Raw genomic sequence first — 19,729 nt, forward strand, 5'->3', positions numbered from 1 at the left:
CAACCCCGAGGAGCCGAAGCCCATGTCCGCCGAGACCCTGCTGCAACGGATCACCGACTACGCCAACCGTCCCAACCCCTACCCGCTGTACGCGGAACTCCGCGAAGCCGGTCCTGTCGTGCAGCAGGCGGACGGCAGCTACCTCGTCGGCACCTACCACCAGATCGCCGCTCTGCTCCACAACCCGCGGATCAGTGCCGATCCCCGCAGCCTCACCAACTCGCCCGAGGAGGCTCCGAAGCTGCCGTTCCTGCGCCTCGACGACCCCGAGCACCACAGGCTGCGCACCCTCGCCATGCGGCCGTTCGGGCCGCCGCACAGCCCAGGCCGGATCGACGCCATGCGCGGCCAGATCACCGAAATCACCACAGAGCTGCTCGACGGGCTCCAGGACCGCACACAAATCGACATCGTCGACGACTTCGCCTACCCACTGCCGGTCACCGCCATCTGCCGACTGCTCGGCGTCCCGCGCGAGGACGAGCCGCTGTTCCGGGAATGGTCCAACGCCGTGGTCGCCTCCGCCGACGTCAGGGCCAGCGAGGAAACCACCGAGCAGGACCGGGCCGGCGACCAGGCACGGATCGAAATGGGCCAATACCTGGTGAACCTCGCCGAGCAGCGCCGCGGCCACCCCACCGGCGACATGCTCTCCGCCTTCATCAACGAACCGGACCCGGACAACCAGCTGACCCGGGAGGAACTGGCGGAAACCGGCGTGCTGCTGCTCATCGCCGGACACGAGACCACGGTCAACCTGATCACCAACGGCGTACTCACCCTGCTGCGCCACCCCGACCAGCTCGACCGACTGCGCCGCTACCCCGCCCTCCTCCCCAGCGCGGTGGAGGAACTGCTGCGCTACGAACCCCCGGTCCACATGCGCCAACGCATCCCACTCGACGACGTGGACATCGCCGGCATCACCCTCCCCAAGGGCACCTCCGTCGTCCTCGCCCTGGCCTCAGGCAATCGCGACCCCAAACGATTCCAGGACCCCGACCGGTTCGACCCCGGCCGCACCGACAACCAGCACCTCGGTTTCGGCAGCGGCATCCACCTCTGCTACGGCGCACCGCTCGCCCGCATCGAAGCCCAGACCGCCCTCGGTGCGCTGATCCCCCGCCTCACCACCGCAACCCTCCTCCAGGACCCGCCCCCCTACCGGCAGAACGCTATGCTGCGCGGACCCCGCCACCTGCCCATCGAGTTGCGACAACCCGCCTGACTCCTGCGAACGGACCGAAGATTTCTCGAGCCGTTGCCGCTGCAGTCCGCCCGCTTCACCTGGCCGGGGCGTGTAAGCGTTCTATCTGACACGCCCGTCGGCCTGAAGAGGGCGATACGTGAGCTGATCTCCGTTTCGTCGTTGCGGTTGGGGCAAGTGAGCCGGTCGTGTGCTCGCTGGGCGGTTACGGTCGTGGCTGGGTTGAACAAACCGGGCTCGCTCTCGACCAGGATCCTGCGGCCGAGGCCGCTGAGGTGCCCACGAAGATCCGGCGGCCGGCGGCCAGGCGCAGCCCTGGGGCGCAGGGCCGACGTCCGCGGCGGGCCGACGGAGGCTGGGGCCGGCCGGGGCGCCCGGGGCCGGGCACCGGGGAGGGTCACAGTTGGGGAGGCGCGTCACCGCCGAGGAGGGTGATCAGCTGGGCGAGTAGGGCGTCGAGTTCGCGGCCGACGTCGGCGATCCGCGGGTTGCTGTAGCTGGCGAACAGCAGGCTGGGCTGGTCGACGGCGAGTTTGGTGTCGCCGTCGGGGTCCGCGTAGAGCAGGGTCCGCAGTGGTGCGTGCAGCATGACCGACGAGTCGTGGCGGAACATGCGTTCGGCGATGGTGTGGTTGCCCATCAGATACTGCGTGGCCTTCCAGGGGGACGGCGAGCCGGCCATGACGGCGGTGATGTCGCTGCGGTAGTAGCGCATGAACCCGTGCGGGGCGTTGATCTCGGCCAGCTCGAGCGTGGCCTGCCAGGAGGCCATCTGGAAGAAGCGGTGGAGATCGGTCTCGGGGATGAGGGTTTCGTAGTGCTCGCGGGCTGCGTCGTAGGGACGGGGAAGCGCCACAACCAGCCGCCGGGCGGGGTGGTCGATGACGGCATTGTCCATGGTCATGGCTGTGCCTGTTCGCGGTCGGAGTGGACGACCTCGACATCGTGGATGTCGAGCGTGATGGAAGGGAGGTTGAGGTTGACGCTGTTGTCGGGGTTCCGGCGAAAGACTCGCCGCCGCGTTGCCACGAGCAGCCCGTCGAAGCTCTGGTAGCGGCTGGTGTAGTGGCCGACGAGGGTGCTGCCGTTGACTTCGGCGATGTAATCCATGCGGCGTTGCATGCCGAGGGCGTCGAAGTAGAACACTTGGTCGGGGTTGTGCGTGGCGATCTCGGGTGGGAAGCGCACCTGCAGACGCCGCCAGGTCTGCCCGGCCTCACGCCACGGTTCGATCTCGCGGACCCGCACGTCCGGACGGGTGAACAGGAACGGCGTGGTGAAGTAGTTCCAGCACGCGTAACCCAGGAAGTAACCGAGGTGTAGAGCGTCCCAGGTGCTGTTGCGCAGCATTCCCTTGAAGCTGGCGCGTGCAGGGGCAAGGGTCTCGACCGGTTCGCCGTCGAGGGTCTGCATCGTGACGCTGTCGGCGGCGGCGTCGAAGACCATCCGCTGGTGGGGGCGGGTGAACGGGCTGAAGACGATGTGCTCTCTGACCGTGTCGAGCGTCAGGACCTGGTCGAACGTCTTCTCCGGCGGCCAGCCCTTCATCGCCCAGATCGGGCCGCCGATGGAAATGTCGACTTTCAGGCAACGCAGGGTGTCCCAGAGTTCTTGACCGCCGGTGGTGGCGATGGCCAGATCGAGGAGTTCGTCACTCATGGACCGGGTGCTTTCCGTCGCGATGCGTATGGCAGTCAGCGTGCAGGGAGCGGGAAGGGCATGCAACCGCTGGTGGCCCGGGCCAGCAGCCGGTCATCGGAATCGCGGAGCTCTGCCTGGGCGAGGGCGGCGCGGCGGGCGCTGTTGAGGACCGTGCCAGCGGCGCTGCGGCAGTTCGCGGACCTCCTCCGCATCGACATCCACTGACGGTCACCGAACCCGGGGGCCACCGGGCCTTCCGGCGGCCATCAGGGGCGGACGAGAACGAGGCCGACCTTGCCGGGCCTTACAGCGTGCTCCACTGCGGTGGCCAGCTCGCCAAGGCCGTACGTGGCGGCCACCTCGAACTGGTCCGTGAGCTTCAGCGCGATCTGCTTCGCCGTGGCGACGTCGGATGCCCGCCTCTCGGCAGATGCCTCCGACAGCCACCGGCCGATGTTCGTGCCCCGCAACGTCAGCGACTTGTTCAGCAGCGTCGACGCGTGCACCGAGATCGGCTCCTCGGCGATCAGCCCGTAACTGACCAGTTTCCCGCCCGGCGCCAACAGGTCCACGAGGCTCTCCGCCAGCTTCCCGCCGATCGGGTCGAAGGCCACACTGACCGGACGGCCGCCGGCTGCCTTGCGGACCTCGTCGGCCCAGCCCGGATGGTCTGTCGACACGACCGGCACGTCGGGGAACCGCTTGCGCAGCTCGGCGGCACCGCGGTCGCTGCGGACGAGGTTGACAAGCATCAGGTTGTGAAACTGGCACACGCCCGTCACCAGCCGACCGACCGATGAGCCCGCGGCAGTCTGCACCAGAAGACCGTCGTATCCGAAGGCCAGGTGCCCCTGCGCCTCACGGCGCAGCATCACCGTGGTGAGCGGGTTCGCCAGCATCTGCGCGGCGACCTCGTCCGACAACCCGTCCGGTACGGCGACGACCACCTCGGCGTCCGCCACGATCCACTGGGACCACGCCCCCGGCTGTGGGAAGACCGTTACGCGGCCACCGACCTCGACCCCCGGCGCCACGCGCGCTCCCGGGCCGACCGCCTCCACCACGCCGCTTGCCTCCAGGCCGACCGGAACCGGCTGTGCAGCCTTACCTGGGTAGGCCTCGATGGCCTGGAGATCACCAGGATGCACCGTGAAGGCCGTGGTGCGGATGAGGACCTGGCCGCGCCCGGGCGCTGTCGGCTCCGGCTCCTCGATGACGGTCAGGACGTCGGCGGGCAACCCGCCACGGGTGTGGACAACACGACGGTTCATGATTCTCCTCCTCTGCGCTGGTACGGACAGGTCTTGGCCGGGGCGTCGGCCGACGTCCTGCAGCACCGGTTGCTCTCCGCCGAGTGCACTGCGGAACGAGGGTTCCGTCGTGCACTCGGCATGCGCCGTACGGGCGGTCTTTGCCACCGGTCGTGGCGATTGCCGGGGCAAGGAGTCCGTCACTCACAGGCCGGGTCCTTCCCGGGACGGTTTCGGCGTGGGAAATCAATCCGGTGCCCGTGTGGCGGCCGGACCCGTGCACGATGGTCGGCCGGCGCCTCCAACGATCGGCCCGCAACGCAGGACACGCTGGACAACGCACGACGAGGACGCGGCTTCAGGGGCTGAACAGGCTGGGGTTCTCACGGACGTAGTCGGCCACCCCCGCAGGAGGCCGCCCGATGACCTGCTCGACCCCTTCCGCCTTGCGGTCGTAGCGATTCTCCGCATGCAGGCGAGCCATGGTGGAGATGTGCTGGAAGACGTGGTCCGGCAGCCCCAACGGCCTGAGATCGTCGTCGATCCACTCCTGCAGGGGGACGTCGGTGTAACCGACCGGTCGGCCCAGAGCTGCGGAAACCTCCGCCGCCGTGGCGGCGACGTCCTGCGAGCGCGGGCCGGTCAGCTCGTAGATCCGGCCAATGTGCGGGGCAGGATCGGCCAGGATCTCCGCCACGACCGCGGCGACGTCGCCGGCCGCCACGGGGGAGGTTTTCGCCTGGCCGAAGGGCAGTCTGATGGTGCCGTTCCGTGCGATCGAGGAGAAGCCGACACGGAACAACGGGTTCTCCAGGAACACGGTGGGCCTGATCTGGACGACGGGCAGGCCTGACCAGCCGAGGATCTGCTCCACCAGCCATTGCTGCCGCTGCTGAACCGACTCGGAAGTGCTGGTGAGGTCCATCTCGGAGACCGTCAGCTGCGACATGTTCACGAACGCTTCCAGGCGCCCGTACGCACGCGCGACGGCCGCCACCGTCACGGCAGCCTCCAGATACTGCGCCGACACGCCCATGCCGAAGTACATACGTCCGCAGCCGGCCAGGGCCTCGGCGACATCGCCCGCACGCGTCAGGTCTCCGACGACGACCTCGGCACCCGTCGCGCGCAGCGCCTGCGCCCGCTCGTCATCGCGACGCACCATGGCCCGAACAGGCAGGCCCCGTTGCCGAAGGCCTTCGACCACGGATCGTCCGACGGCGCCGACGCTGCCCGCCGCGCCCGTCACCAGAATGGGCAGAACGCTGGCTTCCGGGGTGCGGTCCATGTGAGCAGCCTGCGGCGCCCTCAGCCAGGGCGCAACTGGAGCCCGACGAGCCGTCGGCGCTGCGACAACAGTCGGCTCAGGTGACGGGATCGGCATACTCAACGCGATGGTCACCAGGGGTGGGCAGCCCGTGCCGATCCCGCCCGCGCAGTGGCGCAGATGCGGCAGGCACGCGCTGCGCCGGTGGAAGGCCCGCTGAACGCCTGCAAGCACCCGGGTGCACTGGTGGTGCGGCGATGCCCCCGGGTACGTCGCCCGCGGCTGCCTTCTGCCCCATGAGGACGATGCCGACGTCCTCGACGTCCAGCGGCACCGTCGCCACGACCGGGTCGGCGCGCGCGAAGGAAGCGTCGGCCGGGAAAACCCGGTGACCTGCCCGCACCCGGTTCACTACACTCGCCACGAATCGCCCGCTGCGCCACCATCGCGGCGCGCACCGTGACAAGTGAGGGGAGACCGGCCATGCGTTACCGCACCGCCGCCGTCGTCCCCCCGTCGCGGTACGAGGTGATCCTGGTGTCTTCGTGCGTCCGGTGCCCGCTGCGCGGCCGGTACCGGATCTCCGTGACGAACAACTGAGCCTCTTTCCAAAGGTGTTGGGCCGCCGGTGCGGCCGTGCACCGATGCGGTGTGCCGCATCAGGGGTTCACGCGTGGCCTGACCGCAGGCCGGTCCGTCCGGGAATCGCGCCGCCCCGCATCCGGATCACCCCGAAGGGCCATGGGCCGTGCGTACCGAACTGCACCGTCAACTCACCAGTCCGCTGACCGGCGTTCGCAATCTGGGCATCCTCGCCCACGTCGATGCCGGCAAGACCACCGTCACCGAACGGATCCTCTACCTCACCGGCACCACCCACAAGCGGGGCGAGGTCCATGACGGCACGACCGTCACCGACTTCGATCCGCAGGAACGCGACCGCGGCATCACCATCTTCGCCGCGGCGGTGAGTTGTGACTGGGACGGTCACCGGATCAACCTGATCGACACCCCGGGCCACGTCGACTTCTCCGACGAGGTGGAGCGCTCGCTGCGGGTGCTCGACGGCGCGATCGCGGTGTTCGACGCCGTGGCGGGGGTCGAACCGCAGAGCGAGTCGGTGTGGCGGCAGGCCGATCGGCACGGGGTGCCGCGCATCGCCTTCGTCAACAAGCTGGACCGTGCCGGTGCCGACCTCGACGCGGCGGTCGCGTCGATACGGGAGAGGCTGCACACGGTCCCGCTGGTGGTGCAGCTGCCCATCGGGACGGAGGACGGGTTCACCGGGGTGGTGGATCTGTTGCGCATGCGGTCGCTGGTCTGGGCCGACGGCCGGGGCGCGTACGAGGAGGGGGAGGTGCCGGACGACCTGCGGGAAGAGGCACTTCGGCGCCGTCGGCTGCTGGCGGAGACCGTGGCGGAACTCCATCCGGTGGCGTTGGAGGAGTTCTGTGCGGAGTCGACGGTCTCCGCAGGGACGCTGGCCGCCGCGCTGCGCGACCTGACCCGTACCGGTGAGGGTGTCGTGGTGCTGTGCGGTTCGGCCTACCGCAACCGCGGGATCGAGCCGCTGCTGGAGGCCGTTGTGGCCTATCTGCCCTCGCCGCTGGATGTGCCGGCGGTACGCGGCACCCTGGACGGCGCCGAGCAGGAGCGGCCCGCCGACCCGGCCGCGCCGTTCGCCGCGCTGGTGTTCAAGGTGAACTCGACCGCGACGGGGCGGCTGACGTACCTGCGTGTGTACTCCGGAACGATCCGGAAGGGGGACGCGGTGCTGGACGTGGGCGCGCGGCGCAACGAGCGGATCGGCCGGATCCTGCGGGTCCGGGCCGGGCAACACTCCGACGTGGACCGGGCGGTGGCCGGGGACATCGTCGCGGTGATCGGGCTCAAGGCGGCACGTGCCGGGGCGACGCTGTGCGCACCGGCGGCGCCCCTGGTTCTCGAACCGCCCTCCGTGGCCGATCCGGTCGTCTCCGTTGCGGTCGAGGCCCGCAGGAGCATCGACACCGACCGGTTGGTGTCGGCGCTGGCGCGGCTGGTCGAGGAGGATCCTTCGCTGACGGTCCGGACCGACCCCGAGACGGGTCAGACGGTGCTGTCGGGAATGGGGGAACTGCATCTGGAGGTCGCGGTGGAGAAGATCCGTCGTGCTCACGGGCTGGAGGTCGGCGTCGGCCGGCCGCAGGTGGCCTACCGGGAGACGGTGGTCCGTGGCGTGTCCGGACTGGTGTACCGGCATGTCAAGCAGGACGGCGGCGCCGGGCAGTTCGCTCATGTCGTCGTCGACGTGGAGCCGTTGGAGGCCGTCGGTGACCACGATGCCGGCGGCGGGGCGGACTTCGTGTTCCGGTCGTCCGTCGTCGGGGGCCGGGTGCCGCAGGAGTACGTGCGGGCGGTCGAGGCCGGCTGCCGGGATGCCCTGACCGAGGGCCCGCTCGGCGGTCATCCGGTGACCGGGCTGCGGGTGACGCTGACCGACGGGGCGACCCACTCCAATGACTCCTCGGAGATGGCGTTCCGGACGGCCGGCCGGCTCGCGCTCCGTGAGGCGCTGCGCAACAGCGCGATGGTGCTGCTGGAGCCGGTGGTGGAGGTCACCGTCACCGTGCCCGACGACGCCGTGGGCGGGGTGCTCGGCGACCTGGCGGCGCGGCGCGGCCGGGTCTCGGGCTCGACCGCGCGGGCCGGCACGTCGGTGGTCACCGCGACCGTGCCGCTGGCGGAGCTCTTCGGCTACGCGACCCGGCTGCGCAGCCGGACGCAGGGCCGGGGAACCTTCACCACCCGGGCCACCGGTTACGCCCCGGCTGCCACGGTGCCGCACGGGCCGACGGGCCGGTAGCCGCGGGGCGCGGCCCCGTCCGTACGCGGGCGGGGCCGCGTCACGCACGCGCCCCGACAGTTCGCGCCGACGGCACTGCCCACCGCCGAAGCGGTCAGCGGCGGTGGCGGTGGGAGTGCTGCCGGATACCGATCGGAATCGGTCGCCGCCCCACCGCCGCCCCGCCGGTCGAACCGGGTGTGGATCACCGCGTTGTACTCGGGGTTGAGCCGCTCGATGCGGGTGATCGCGTCCTCCACCACGGCGCGGGCGTCCGCCTCACCGCTCCTGACCGCCGCTGCGGTCCCCACGGCGTCCCAACTGCCGGTCATCGGCCCCTCCTCAGCTGTGTTGTCCGAGCCCTCGCGCTCGCTGGTCAGGACGCCCGTCCCCGGGCGGCGCGCCTCACGACACGTAACCGGCGGGCCTGCCCCAGTCCTGACGCCGGGTGGTGCTGCGGTCGACCAGGACGCAGCGGGTGCCGGTGAAGTTGGTCGGCATGCACTTGTTGCAGTGGATGCACAGGGACGGGGTGGTGGCGTCGGCCTGGATCCGGTTCACCAGGTCGGGCTCCCGCAGCAGTGCCCGGGCCATCGCTCGCCGGATCGTCGAAGAGTCCCGCGCTCATCGGGGTGAGCACCACGCCGGGGGCCACCACGTTCACCGGGATTCCGGCATCGGCCCACCGTTCGGCGACGGCGGTCCGCCGGGCCCACTGGGCCAGTGCCGACTTCGACGAGGGGTAGAGCTGCCGCTCCCGCCCGTCCGCGATCGCTGCCCGGGCGTGGACCAGGGCGGTCTCCTCGTCGTCGGCGAGGCAGGCCGCCACGACGGCCGGGTCCGCCGGCTGGGTGCCGGAGATGGACCCGATCAGCACCACGCGCGGGACCGATGATGCGGCGAGGGCGGGCCGCAGGGCCGTCACGAACCCGGTGCTGCCGAAGTAGTTCACGGTCACCATGGCCTCGCCGGGCACCGAGGTGCCGGCGCAGGTGACCACGGCGTCCACCACTCCGTCGGCCGCCCGAGCCGCGGCCTCGGCCGCCGCGGCTCGGCCGTCCGGCGTGGCCAGGTCGGCCTCGATCTCCGCACCCCGCAGGTCGACCCCGATCACACGGTCGCCCCGCGCCCGTAGCAGTGCGGCGAGGGCCGCTCCGATCCCGGAGCCGGCTCCGGTCACGGCGTCGCAGCGGGTCATGGCATCTCCTCACATCGAAACATCCCAGGGTCGGACGTGCGGACCGCCGTCCGACCGGAGCCCGGCGGGCCGGACCGGACGGACCGTTCGTCCGGGACTCGGGTCCGCATCCGACGCTACGGGGAGCGTGCGGGAGCGGGGACGCCCGTTCCCGGTGACCGGGAAGCGGGCGGGACGGCGGCGAACGCCTCCCGCCCACCGGGACGAGGCCCGCCCGGTGCCCGCCTCACCGGTTTGGATGTGAGCTCCCGTACCGTACGAAAGAGGTGCCCATGCGACTCGGAATCACCAGTCCCGTCGTCACGGCCGTCCCCGGCGCCCACTCCCCCTGGGAGCGCACCGCCGGCATCGAGGAGCTCGGGGCGATCGCCGAGGCCGCGGACCGCTTCGGCTTTCACCACCTGACCTGTTCCGAGCACGTGGCCGTCCCCACCGGCATCGCCGAGCAGCGCGGGGGGACCTACTGGGACCCGCTCGCCACGTTCGGCTACCTCGCCGCCCGCACCAGCCGCATCCGGTTCGCCACCCAGGTCCTGGTGCTCGGCTACCACCATCCGCTGGCCATCGCGAAGCGCTACGGCACGCTCGACCGGATCTCGGGCGGCCGCCTCGTCCTGGGGCTCGGTGTCGGCAGCCTGGAGGAGGAGTTCGCCCTTCTCGGCGCGGCCTTCGAGGGCCGGGGCGCGATCGCGGACGACGCCATCGCGGCGCTGCGGGCCGGTCTGTCGCAGCGCGAACCGGCGTACCACGGCAAGCACTTCGACTTCGAGGGCTTCATGGTGGAGCCGCATGCTGTGCAGGAGCGGGTGCCGCTGTGGATCGGTGGCCGCACACCGCGTTCGCTGCGCCGCGCCACGACGTACGGCGATGGCTGGGTCCCGTTCGGGCTCTCGCTGGAGAAGCTGCGGGAGATGGTCGATGCGGCCGATCTGCCCGAGGGCTTCGAGGTCGTCCTCAGCGCAGGCCGTCCGCTCGATCCGGCCGGGGACGGGGAGCGTACGGCGGTGGCGCTGCGGAAGGTCGCCGAGGCCGGCGCCACGCTGGTGAGCGTCTCCCTCGCCGCCGAGTCGGCGGCCCATTACGTCGAGCAGGTCGAGGCGCTGGCCGCGATCGCCGCCGATTTCACCTGAACTCCGCGGATCTCCGCCCCCGTTCCGACAGGAGAAACATGATGGATGACCGGATCGCCGCGCTCGAGGCACGGCTGCGGCAGTTGGAGGACGAGCGGGAGATCGCCCGCCTGCTGGCGTCGTACGGGCCGCTCGTCGACAGCGGGGCGGCGGACGAGGTCGCCGCGCTCTGGGAACCGGACGGCGTGTACGACATCGACGAGGTCCACCTCGCCGGTCAGGAGCAGATCCGGGCGATGGTGCGTTCCGATGCCCACCGGAGCTGGATCCGAGGAGGATGCGCGCACGTGGTGGGGCCCCCGCACGTCACGGTCGACGGCGACGAGGCGGTCGCGGTGTGCCACTCGCTGATGGTCGTGCACGAGGAGGGCCGGTACATCGTCCGCCGGGCCACGGCCAACCATTGGCAACTGCGGCGCACCGGGACCTGCTGGCGGGTCACCACCCGCACCAACCGCATCCTCGACGGGCGCCTCGACTCCCCCGAACTGCTGCACAACGGCGTGCGGGGCGAGAAGGCACGCGGCTGAGCGGACGCGTCGTTGCCGTCACCGGCACCGGTGACGGCATCGACGCGTCGTGGACCCCGTGATCCGGACGAGAGGCCCCGCGGCGCGGTGGTACCCGTCCGGCCGGACGGGTACCACCGCGCTGTGACACGGACGGTGTGTCAGCGCGCCCCGTACACCGGCTGCGGGGGCTCGGAGTCGGCGAGCAGCTTGAGCGCCGCCTCCCCCGCCTCCGCCGGCGTCCAGCGGGCTCCCTTGTCCGCGGTGGGCCCCGGCCGCCAGCCCTCCATGACGGTGATCCGGCCGGCCTCGGCCTCGAAGACCCGGCCGCTCACCCCGGCGGACGCGCCGGAGCCCAGCCAGACGACGAGGGGGGAGACGTTCTCCGGGGCCATGGCGTCGAATCCGCTGTCCTCGGGGGCCGCCATGGTTTCGGCGAAGGTCTGCTCGGTCATCCGGGTCCGGGCGGCCGGGGCGATGGCGTTGACCTGGACGCCGTTGCGGCCCATCTCGGCCGCGGCGACCAGCGTCAGACCGATGATCCCTGCCTTGGCGGCGGAGTAGTTGCCCTGTCCGACGCTGCCCAGGAGACCTGCCCCGGAGCTGGTGTTGACGACCCGCGCCTCGGGCGTTCGGCCGGCCTTCGCCTCGGCGCGCCAGTGCGCGGCGGCGTGCTTGAGCGGCAGGAAGTGGCCCTTGAGGTGGACGCGCATCACCGCGTCCCAGTCGTCGTCGTCCAGGTTGACGAGCATGCGGTCGCGCAGGAATCCGGCGTTGTTGACGAGGGTGTCGAGGCGGCCGAAGGCATCGAGGGCGGTGGCGATCAGTGAGGCCGCGCCCTCGGTGGTGGTGATGTCGCCGCCGTGTGCCACCGCCTCGCCGCCGAGTGCGCGGATCTCCTCGACGACCTGCTGGGCGGGCCCGGTGGCCCCCCCGGTGCCGTCGAGGCCCACTCCGAGGTCGTTGACGACGACCTTGGCGCCCTCGGCGGCGTGGGCGAGGGCGTGCGCGCGCCCGAGCCCGCGGCCCGCCCCGGTGATGACGGCGACGCGTCCCGTGCACAGTCCGGTCATGGGTGTGTGTCCTTTCGGTGAGCGAATCCAGTGCCCCTCCCGGCGAGCTTTGCCGGTCACGGCACCAGGTCTGCGGCCAGAACCCGCCGGCCGGTGTCGGAAGCGGCGCATCCGGTCGGTTCGGCGATCGCTGCCCATGGACATCTCCCGCCGCACGCCGATCACTGCTAGCTTGCAACCTAACAAACGCTTGGTGGAAAGGTAGCTGATCTGCTCATGGGTGTCTCCACCTCCGCCCCAAAAGAGGGCATCGCCCTCGTCTCCGTGGACTACCCCCCGGTCAACGCCCTCCCCGTACAGGGCTGGTACGACCTGGCCGCCGCGATACGCGCCGCGGGGGCCGATCCGAAGGTGCGATGCGTGGTGCTCAGCGCCACGGGCCGCGGCTTCAACGCCGGCGTCGACATCAAGGAGATGCAGCGCGCGACCGGCCACGACGCCCTCATCGGCGCCAACCGCGGCTGCTACGAGGCGTTCGCCGCGGTCTATGACTGCGAGGTCCCGGTGGTCGCCGCCGTGCACGGCTTCTGCCTGGGCGGCGGCATCGGCCTGGTCGGCAACGCGGACGCCATCGTCGCCGCCGACGACGCGACCTTCGGCCTGCCCGAGCTGGACCGCGGCGCGCTCGGCGCGGCCACCCACCTGGCCCGGCTGGTCCCCCAGCACCTGATGCGGGCCCTGTACTACACCTCGCGGACCGCCACCGCGCAGGAGCTGCACCAGCACGGCTCCGTGTGGCGGGTCGTACCGCGCGAGCAACTGCCGGATGCGGCGCTGGAGCTGGCCCGCGAGATCGCCGCCAAGGACGGGACACTGATCCGCTTCGCCAAGGCCGCGATCAACGGCATCGACCCGGTCGACGTACGCCGCAGCTACCGCTTCGAGCAGGGCTTCACCTTCGAGGCCAACCTCAGCGGCGTGGCCGACCGCGTCCGCGACACCTTCGGCACGGAACAGGAGCAGCAGTCGTGAGCAGGGACAAGACCATGACCGCCGACGAGGTGGTCGGCCGGCTGGAGAGCGGCATGACGATCGGCATCGGCGGCTGGGGTTCCCGGCGCAAGCCGATGGCGCTGGTGCGCGCGCTGCTGCGCTCGGACGTCACCGACCTGACCGTCGTCTCCTACGGCGGTCCGGACGTCGGGCTGCTCGCCGCCGCCGGACGGATCCGCAAGCTGGTCGCGGCCTTCGCCACGCTCGACTCCATCCCCCTCGAACCGCACTTCGGTGCGGCCCGGCAGCGGGGTGCGTTCGAGATGGTGGAGCTGGACGAGGCCATGTTCATGTGGGGGCTGACCGCCGCCACGCAGCGACTGCCCTTCATGCCGGTGCGGGCGGGGCTCGCCTCGGACGTGATGCGTGTCAACCCGCAGCTGCGGACGGTCACTTCACCGTACGAGGACGGCGAGGAGTTCGTCGCGGTCCCGGCACTGCGGCTGGACGCCGCGCTCGTCCACCTCAACCGCGCCGATGCGCATGGCAACGCCCAGTACCTCGGCCCCGACCCGTACTTCGACGACCTGTTCTGCGAGGCCGCCGACACCGCTTACGTCTCCTGCGAGCAAATCGTGGACACCGCGGAGCTGCTCAAGGCGAACGGACCGCAGACGCTGCTGGTCAAGCGGGCGTTCGTGAACGGTGTCGTCGAGACCCCGAACGGCGCGCACTTCACGTCGTGCGTGCCCGACCACGACCGCGACGAGACGTTCCAACGGGCCTATGTCCAGGCCGCCCGCGACCCCGAGGCGTGGCAGGCGTTCACCGAGCGGTTCCTGTCCGGGGACGAGGCCGCGTACCAGGCCGCGGTGGCGGCGTTCCACGAGGAGGAAAAGTGAGCGGCAGCACAGGGACGACGACGGCGACGCGGGCCGAATACTGCGTGGTGGCCTGCGCCGAGGCATGGCGGGACGCGGGCGAGGTCCTGGCCAGCCCGATGGGGACCGTCCCCACGATCGGGGCCCGGCTGGCGAAGCTCACCTTCTCCCCCGATCTGCTGCTGACCGACGGCGAGGCGCTGCTCATCGGCGACGTGCCGGCGGTCGGTGCGAAGTCCGAGGTGGCGGAGGGGTGGCTGCCGTACCGTCAGCATCTGACCATGACCGCCACGGGACGGCGGCACGTGATGATGGGCGCGACCCAGATCGACCGCCACGGCAACCAGAACATCTCCTGCATCGGCGACTGGGCCGCCCCCAAGCGGCAGCTGCTGGGGGTGCGCGGCGCCCCGCTCAACACCATGAACAACCCGACGAGTTACTGGATCCCCAGGCACTCGGCGCGGGTGTTCGTCGAGCGGGTCGACATGGTCTGCGGCGTCGGCTACGACCGCGCCGCCGAGGCCGGCCCCGCCGCGGCCCGCTATCACCGCATCCCGGACGTCATCAGCAACCTGGGCGTCTTCGACTTCGAAACCCCGGACCGCACGATGCGGCTGCACTCCCTGCACCCCGGCGTCACGGCCGAAGAGGTCGCCGAGGCCACCGGCTTCGCGCTCACGATCCCCGACGAGGTGCCGTACACCCGCGAGCCCACCGCCGCGGAGCTGCGGCTGATCCGCGAGGTCATCGACCCGAAGGGCGTGCGCGAGCGCGAGGTCCCCGCATGAGCGGCGCCGGCATCACCACCCCCTTCACCGAACTGGTCGGCGTACGCCACCCCATCGTGCAGACCGGGATGGGGTGGGTCGCGGGTCCCCGCCTGGTCACGGCGGCCGCCGAAGCGGGCGCGCTCGGGATCCTCGCCTCCGCCACGATGACCGTCGAACAGCTCCGCTCCGCCGTCCGCGAGGTCACCTCCCGTACGGACGCGCCGTTCGGCGTCAACCTGCGGGCGGACGCGGGGGACGCGGCCGAGCGAGTACGGATCATCATCGACGAGGGCGTCAAGGTCGCCTCGTTCGCGCTGGCGCCCTCCCGTGAACTGATCGCGCGGCTGAAGGACGCCGGGGTGGTGGTCATCCCGTCCATCGGCGCCAGAAGGCATGCGGAGAAGGTCGCCGCGTGGGGCGCCGACGCGGTGGTGGTGCAGGGTGGCGAGGGGGGCGGCCACACCGGGAGCGTCGCGACCACCGTCCTGCTCCCCCAGGTCGTCGACGCGGTGGACATCCCGGTCGTCGCGGCGGGCGGCTTCCACGACGGCCGCGGTCTGGTCGCCGCGCTGTCCTACGGCGCGGCCGGGATCGCCATGGGCACCCGCTTCCTGCTCACCTCCGACAGCACCGTGCCCGCGGCGGTCAAGGCGAAGTATCTGGCCGCGGCAGTGATGGACGTGACCGTCACCACCGCCGTGGACGGCCTGCCGCACCGGATGCTGCGCACCGAAATGGTGGACGCGCTGGAACGCTCGGGACGGGCCGCCGCGCTGCTGCGGGCGGTCCGGCACGCCACGGCCTTCAAGAAGGAATCGGGCCTGGGCTGGGCGCGGATGATCCGCGACGGCCTGGCGATGAAGCACGGCAAGGAACTGACCTGGAGCCAGGTCCTGCTGGCCGCCAACACCCCGATGCTGCTCAAGGCCTCGATGGTCGACGGGCGCACCGATCTCGGGGTGATGGCCTCCGGCCAGGTCGCGGGGCTGATCGACGATCTGCCGTCGTGCGCCGAACTCGTCGACCGCATCATGGCCGAGGCGGACGCCACGCTCCGCGGTCTGCCCCTTCCACTGCCACGCTGAGAACGAGCACGGCGAAGCGCGGGTGCCCGCGGCCTTGACGGCCGCGGGCACTCGCGCTTCGGTGCGCCGGACATCCGGGCGACGCCGTGCGGGGTGCGGCGTCCCGGACCGGGAGCCGCACCCCGCACGGATGCTGACCTGACGATGCGTCAGAGACGTTCGATGATGGTGACGTTGGCCTGGCCGCCGCCCTCGCACATGGTCTGCAGGCCGTACCGGCCGCCGGTGCGGTCGAGTTCGTTCAGCAGGGTCGTCATCAGCTTGGTGCCGGTGGCGCCCAGGGGGTGGCCGAGGGCGATGGCGCCGCCGTTGACATTGACCTTCTCCGGGTCGGCTCCGGTCTCCTTCAGCCAGGCCAGGACGACCGAGGCGAACGCCTCGTTGATCTCGACCAGGTCGATGTCGTCGAGACAGAGCCCGGTCTTCTTCAGCGCGTACGCCGTCGCCGGGATCGGCGCGGACAGCATCCGGATCGGGTCCTCGCCGCGCACCGAGAGGTGGTGGATACGCGCCCGCGGGGTCAGGCCGTGCTCGCGGACGGCCCGTTCGGAGGCGATGAGCATCGCGGCGGCCCCGTCCGAGACCTGCGAGGAGACGGCGGCGGTCAGCCGGCCACCCTCGACCAGCGGCTTCAGGCCGGCCATCTTCTCCAGCGAGGTGTCCCGGCGCGGGCCCTCGTCGCTCGTCACGTCGCCGTAGGCGACGATCTCCCGGTCGAAGCGGCCCTCGTCGATGGCCCGGATCGCCCGCTGGTGCGAGCGCAGCGCGAACTCCTCCATCTGCTCCCGGGTGATGTCCCACTTCGCGGCGATCAGTTCGGCGCCGTGGAACTGGTTGACCGGCTGGTCGCCGTAGCGCGCCCGCCAGCCCGCGGAGCCGGCGTACGGCCCCTCGGTGAGTCCGAGCGGTTCGGCGGCCTGGCGGCTGGCGAAGGCGATCGGGATCTGCGACATGTTCTGGGTGCCGCCGGCGACGACCAGGTCCTGGGTGCCGGAGAGCACCCCCTGGGCCGCGAAGTGCACGGCCTGCTGGGAGGAACCGCACTGCCGGTCGACGGTGACGCCCGGCACCTCCTCCGGCAGCCCGGCGGCCAGCCAGCAGGTGCGGGCGATGTCCCCGGCCTGCGGGCCGACGGTGTCCAGGCAGCCGAAGACGACGTCCTCGACGGCCGCCGGGTCGATGCCCGTGCGCTCGACGAGCGCGGTGAGCACGTGTGATCCCAGGTCGGCCGGGTGCGCGGCGGCGAGCCCGCCGTTCCGCCTGCCTACCGGGGTACGGACTGCTTCGACGATATAGGCCTCGGCCATGACTGCTCCTTGTTCTGTGTTCACAGTGACATGTCAGTCCCGCAGGGCGATGCCCTCCAGCACCATGGACAGGTACTGGCGGGCGATCTCCTCGGGGCTGTGCTGTCCGCCCGGCCGGTACCACGACGCGGCGACCCAGACGGTGTCGCGCACGAAGCGGTAGGTGAGCCGGATGTCGAGTTCGGCACGGAAGATCTCGGCGGCGACGCCGCGTTCCAGGGTTGCCAGCCACGCCTTCTCGAATTTCATCTGCGAGTCGGCGAGATAGTGGAATCGGGGCTGGGAGGAGAGGTGTTTGGACTCCTTCTGGTAGATGTCGACCGCGGCGCGGTGCCGGTCGATCTCCCGGAAGGATTCGGTGATGAGGGCCTCGATGGTCTCCCGCGGGCCGAGTCCGGCGGCGAGTACGGCGTCGTACCCGGCCCACAGCTCGTCCAGGAAGGTGGAGAGGATCTCGTCGAGCATCGACTCCTTGGAGTCGAAGTGGTAGTAGAGGCTTCCCGCGAGCATTCCGGCGGCGTCGGCGATCTTGCGGACGGTGGTGGCGTTGTATCCCTGTGCGGCGAACACCTCGGCGGCGGTGGCCAGGAGTTCGCTGTGCCGCTCGGGGGACGGGCTCATCGTGGTCTTCTCGCCTTTGCCGGGCGCGCTGCGCTTCGGTATCCGGTCAACACTCGTCACGCCCGCTGGCTGCTGACCGAGACCGTCTCGCCAGTCATGTACGAGGAGTAGCCACTGGCGAGGAAGACGATCACGTTGGCGACCTCCCAGGGCTCGGCGTAGCGGCCGAACGCCTCGCGCTCGGTGAGCTCGGCAAGCAGTTCGGGGGTGGTCACCTTCACCAGGTGCGGGTGCATCGCGAGGCTCGGCGCGGCGGCGTTGACGCGCACGCCGTAATCGGCGGCCTCGACGGCCGCGCAGCGGGTGAGCGCCATCACGCCGGCCTTGGCGGCGGCGTAGTGCGCCTGGCCGCGCTGGGCGCGCCAGCCGATCACCGAGGCGTTGTTGACGACGACGCCCCCGCGCTCCCGCTCCTTCATCCGTCGCAGCGCGGCGCGGGTGCAGCGGAAGGTGCCGTTCAGGGTGACGTCGAGAACCGTGGACCACTGCTCGTCGGTCATCTCGACCAGGTCGGCGGTGCCGCCGAGTCCGGCGTTGTTGACGACGATGTCGAGGTGGCCGTGCTGCTCCTGAGCGAGGTCGAAGAGGGCCGCGACCTGTTGTTCGTCGGTGACGTCGCACGGCAGTGCGGCGACCCGGTCGGCGCCGAACTCCTCGGCGAGCGCTTCGGCGCTCTCCTTCAGTCGGCGCGCATGGGCGTCGCCGATGACGATCCGGGCGCCCTCCTCCAGGAATCTGCGGGCGGTGGCCCCGCCGATGCCCGCACCGGCGGCGGCGGTGATGACGGCGGTGCGGCCGTCGAGCAGGGCGTGGCCGGACACATAGGGCGGCAGTGTGGTCATGGGTGGGCCTCCTTGGGCAGGCCGAGGACGCGCTCGGCGATGATGTTGCGCTGGATCTCGTTGGAGCCGGCGTAGATGGTGTCGGAGCGGGAGAAGAGGAACAGCCGCTGCCAGTCGGTGAGGTCGTACGGCTGACCGGCAGCCAGCATGCCGTCGGCGCCGCACACGTCCATGGCGAGCTCGCCCAGTTCCCGGTGCCAGGTCGCCCAGAAGATCTTGCCGATGGATGCCTCGGGGCCGGGGGCGCCCGCGGCGACTTGGTCGAGCATCCGCAGGGCGTTGCAGCGGATGGTCTCCAGGCCGGCCCAGGCGCGGGCGAGCCGGTCGCGGATCAGCGGGTCGTCGGCCGCGCCGTTGCGCCGGGCCAGTTCGATGAGGGACTCCAGTTCGCGGCGGAAGCCGACCTGCTGGCCGAGAGTGGAGACCCCGCGCTCGAAGCCGAGGGTGGCCATGGCCACCTTCCAGCCCTCTCCGGGGGCGCCGACGACGTGTCCGGCGCGGGTGCGCGCACCGTCGAAGAACACCTCGTTGAACTCCGAGGTGCCGGTCAGCTGGTTGATCGGCCGGATCTCGACGCCGGGCTGGTCCAGCGGCACCAGGAGGTAGGACAGGCCCTGGTGGCGGGTCGATCCGGCTTCGGTGCGGGCGACGACGAAGCACCAGTCGGACTCGTGGGCCAGTGAGGTCCAGATCTTCTGCCCGGTGACGACCCAATCCTCGCCGTCCCGCTCGGCGCGGGTCCGTACGTTCGCCAGGTCGGAACCGGCGTCCGGCTCGCTGTATCCCTGGCACCACAGCTCCCGGGCCTCCACGATCGGTGGCAGGAACCGCTCCTGCTGCTGGGGCGTGCCGAAGGCGATGAGGGTGGGGCCGAGCAGTTGTTCCCCGATGTGGCCCACCCGGGCGGGGGCGTCGGCCAGGGCGTACTCCTCGTGGAAGGCGACCTGTTGCTCCAGGGTCGCGCCCCGGCCGCCGTACTCCTGCGACCAGCCCACGCACGTCCAGCCCTCGGCCGCCATGTGCCGTTCCCAGGCGAGCCGTTCGGCGAATGCCTCGTGCTCCCGGCCCGGGCCGCCACGGCCACGCAGGCTCGCGAACTCCCCTGTGAGGTGGGCGGCCAGCCAGTTGCGGAACTCGGTACGGAACTCCTCGACGCTGCTCATGGCCGTACGGTAGTCTACCAAACAC

18 protein-coding genes and 2 pseudogenes are annotated in these 19,729 nt (G+C 71.1%); 8 read left to right on the plus strand and 12 right to left on the minus strand.

What is annotated here, in order from left to right; genetic code table 11:
• Positions 1-22: 22 nt before the first annotated feature.
• Positions 23-1,228 (plus strand): cytochrome P450, encoded by a 1,206-nt coding sequence (locus OH809_RS05465; protein ID WP_406423470.1) that lies wholly within the window; start codon positions 23-25, stop codon positions 1,226-1,228.
• 376 nt (positions 1,229-1,604) lie between these two features.
• Here OH809_RS05465 and OH809_RS05470 read toward each other — a convergent pair whose 3' ends face one another.
• The 4 genes from OH809_RS05470 to OH809_RS05485 all read right to left on the minus strand — a co-directional run bounded on the left by OH809_RS05470 (position 1,605) and on the right by OH809_RS05485 (position 5,386).
• Positions 1,605-2,111, minus strand: coding sequence for a DUF302 domain-containing protein (locus OH809_RS05470; RefSeq protein WP_406423468.1), 507 nt, complete (start codon positions 2,109-2,111; stop codon positions 1,605-1,607).
• On the minus strand, positions 2,108-2,866 hold the full coding sequence (locus OH809_RS05475; RefSeq protein ID WP_406514899.1) for a hypothetical protein: 759 nt from the start codon (positions 2,864-2,866) through the stop codon (positions 2,108-2,110). Before OH809_RS05475 ends, OH809_RS05470 begins: the two co-directional genes overlap by 4 nt.
• A gap of 248 nt (positions 2,867-3,114) precedes the next feature.
• A complete protein-coding gene (locus OH809_RS05480) occupies positions 3,115-4,119 on the minus strand; it encodes a zinc-binding dehydrogenase (protein WP_406514900.1) in 1,005 nt (334 codons plus the stop codon).
• A gap of 337 nt (positions 4,120-4,456) precedes the next feature.
• Positions 4,457-5,386, minus strand: coding sequence for an NAD(P)H-binding protein (locus tag OH809_RS05485; protein ID WP_406423461.1), 930 nt, complete (start codon positions 5,384-5,386; stop codon positions 4,457-4,459).
• Positions 5,387-6,113: 727 nt separating this feature from the next.
• On the opposite strand from OH809_RS05485, the gene fusA reads away from it, so the two are divergent.
• Positions 6,114-8,210: an elongation factor G gene (fusA, locus tag OH809_RS05490; RefSeq protein WP_406514901.1), complete on the plus strand. Its 2,097-nt coding sequence runs from the start codon at positions 6,114-6,116 to the stop codon at positions 8,208-8,210.
• Here fusA and OH809_RS05495 read toward each other — a convergent pair.
• The 3 genes and pseudogenes from OH809_RS05495 to OH809_RS05505 all read right to left on the minus strand — a co-directional run.
• Positions 8,165-8,521, minus strand: coding sequence for a hypothetical protein (locus OH809_RS05495; RefSeq protein WP_406514902.1), 357 nt, complete (start codon positions 8,519-8,521; stop codon positions 8,165-8,167). The genes fusA and OH809_RS05495 overlap by 46 nt on opposite strands.
• A gap of 73 nt (positions 8,522-8,594) precedes the next feature.
• Positions 8,595-8,786: pseudogene (locus tag OH809_RS05500) on the minus strand (NADH:flavin oxidoreductase); the annotation flags it as partial.
• A 19-nt stretch (positions 8,787-8,805) separates the two neighbouring features.
• A pseudogene (locus OH809_RS05505) lies at positions 8,806-9,387 on the minus strand (NAD-dependent epimerase/dehydratase family protein); the annotation flags it as partial.
• A 272-nt stretch (positions 9,388-9,659) separates the two neighbouring features.
• On the opposite strand from OH809_RS05505, the gene OH809_RS05510 reads away from it, so the two are divergent.
• On the plus strand, positions 9,660-10,517 hold the full coding sequence (locus OH809_RS05510; RefSeq protein ID WP_406423457.1) for a TIGR03619 family F420-dependent LLM class oxidoreductase: 858 nt from the start codon (positions 9,660-9,662) through the stop codon (positions 10,515-10,517).
• 41 nt (positions 10,518-10,558) lie between these two features.
• Positions 10,559-11,047, plus strand: a complete 489-nt coding sequence (locus tag OH809_RS05515) for a nuclear transport factor 2 family protein (protein ID WP_406423456.1) — start codon at positions 10,559-10,561, stop codon at positions 11,045-11,047.
• A gap of 140 nt (positions 11,048-11,187) precedes the next feature.
• Here OH809_RS05515 and OH809_RS05520 read toward each other — a convergent pair whose 3' ends face one another.
• Positions 11,188-12,099 carry an SDR family oxidoreductase gene (locus OH809_RS05520; protein ID WP_406423455.1) on the minus strand — a complete coding sequence of 304 codons (912 nt, stop codon included), beginning with the start codon at positions 12,097-12,099 and terminating at the stop codon, positions 11,188-11,190.
• Between the two features lie 216 nt (positions 12,100-12,315).
• Here OH809_RS05520 and OH809_RS05525 point away from each other — a divergent pair, with 216 nt between their 5' ends.
• The 4 genes from OH809_RS05525 to OH809_RS05540 are packed head-to-tail and all read left to right on the plus strand — an operon-like array spanning position 12,316 to position 15,771.
• The gene (locus OH809_RS05525) at positions 12,316-13,071 is read left to right on the plus strand and encodes an enoyl-CoA hydratase family protein (protein WP_406423454.1); all 756 of its coding nucleotides are present in this window, start codon (positions 12,316-12,318) and stop codon (positions 13,069-13,071) included.
• Positions 13,072-13,085: 14 nt separating this feature from the next.
• The gene (locus OH809_RS05530; RefSeq protein ID WP_406425363.1) at positions 13,086-13,934 is read left to right on the plus strand and encodes a CoA transferase subunit A; all 849 of its coding nucleotides are present in this window, start codon (positions 13,086-13,088) and stop codon (positions 13,932-13,934) included.
• Positions 13,931-14,704 carry a CoA-transferase subunit beta gene (locus OH809_RS05535; protein WP_406423453.1) on the plus strand — a complete coding sequence of 258 codons (774 nt, stop codon included), beginning with the start codon at positions 13,931-13,933 and terminating at the stop codon, positions 14,702-14,704. The genes OH809_RS05530 and OH809_RS05535 overlap by 4 nt, the downstream gene beginning before the upstream one ends.
• Positions 14,701-15,771 carry an NAD(P)H-dependent flavin oxidoreductase gene (locus OH809_RS05540; protein ID WP_406423452.1) on the plus strand — a complete coding sequence of 357 codons (1,071 nt, stop codon included), beginning with the start codon at positions 14,701-14,703 and terminating at the stop codon, positions 15,769-15,771. The genes OH809_RS05535 and OH809_RS05540 overlap by 4 nt, the downstream gene beginning before the upstream one ends.
• A 149-nt stretch (positions 15,772-15,920) precedes the next feature.
• On the opposite strand, the gene OH809_RS05545 is transcribed toward OH809_RS05540, so the two are convergent.
• The 4 genes from OH809_RS05545 to OH809_RS05560 are packed head-to-tail and all read right to left on the minus strand — an operon-like array spanning position 15,921 to position 19,704.
• Entirely contained in the window at positions 15,921-17,078 is a 1,158-nt protein-coding gene (locus OH809_RS05545) for an acetyl-CoA C-acetyltransferase (RefSeq protein WP_406423451.1), read from the minus strand.
• 33 nt (positions 17,079-17,111) lie between these two features.
• Positions 17,112-17,699 (minus strand): TetR/AcrR family transcriptional regulator, encoded by a 588-nt coding sequence (locus OH809_RS05550; RefSeq protein WP_406425361.1) that lies wholly within the window; start codon positions 17,697-17,699, stop codon positions 17,112-17,114.
• A 56-nt stretch (positions 17,700-17,755) separates the two neighbouring features.
• Positions 17,756-18,541, minus strand: a complete 786-nt coding sequence (locus OH809_RS05555) for an SDR family oxidoreductase (RefSeq protein WP_406423450.1) — start codon at positions 18,539-18,541, stop codon at positions 17,756-17,758.
• Entirely contained in the window at positions 18,538-19,704 is a 1,167-nt protein-coding gene (locus OH809_RS05560; protein ID WP_406423449.1) for an acyl-CoA dehydrogenase family protein, read from the minus strand. The genes OH809_RS05555 and OH809_RS05560 overlap by 4 nt, the downstream gene beginning before the upstream one ends.
• Positions 19,705-19,729 lie beyond the last annotated feature (25 nt).

This window comes from Streptomyces sp. NBC_00873 (genome assembly GCF_045207415.1).
GTDB lineage: Bacteria > Actinomycetota > Actinomycetes > Streptomycetales > Streptomycetaceae > Streptomyces.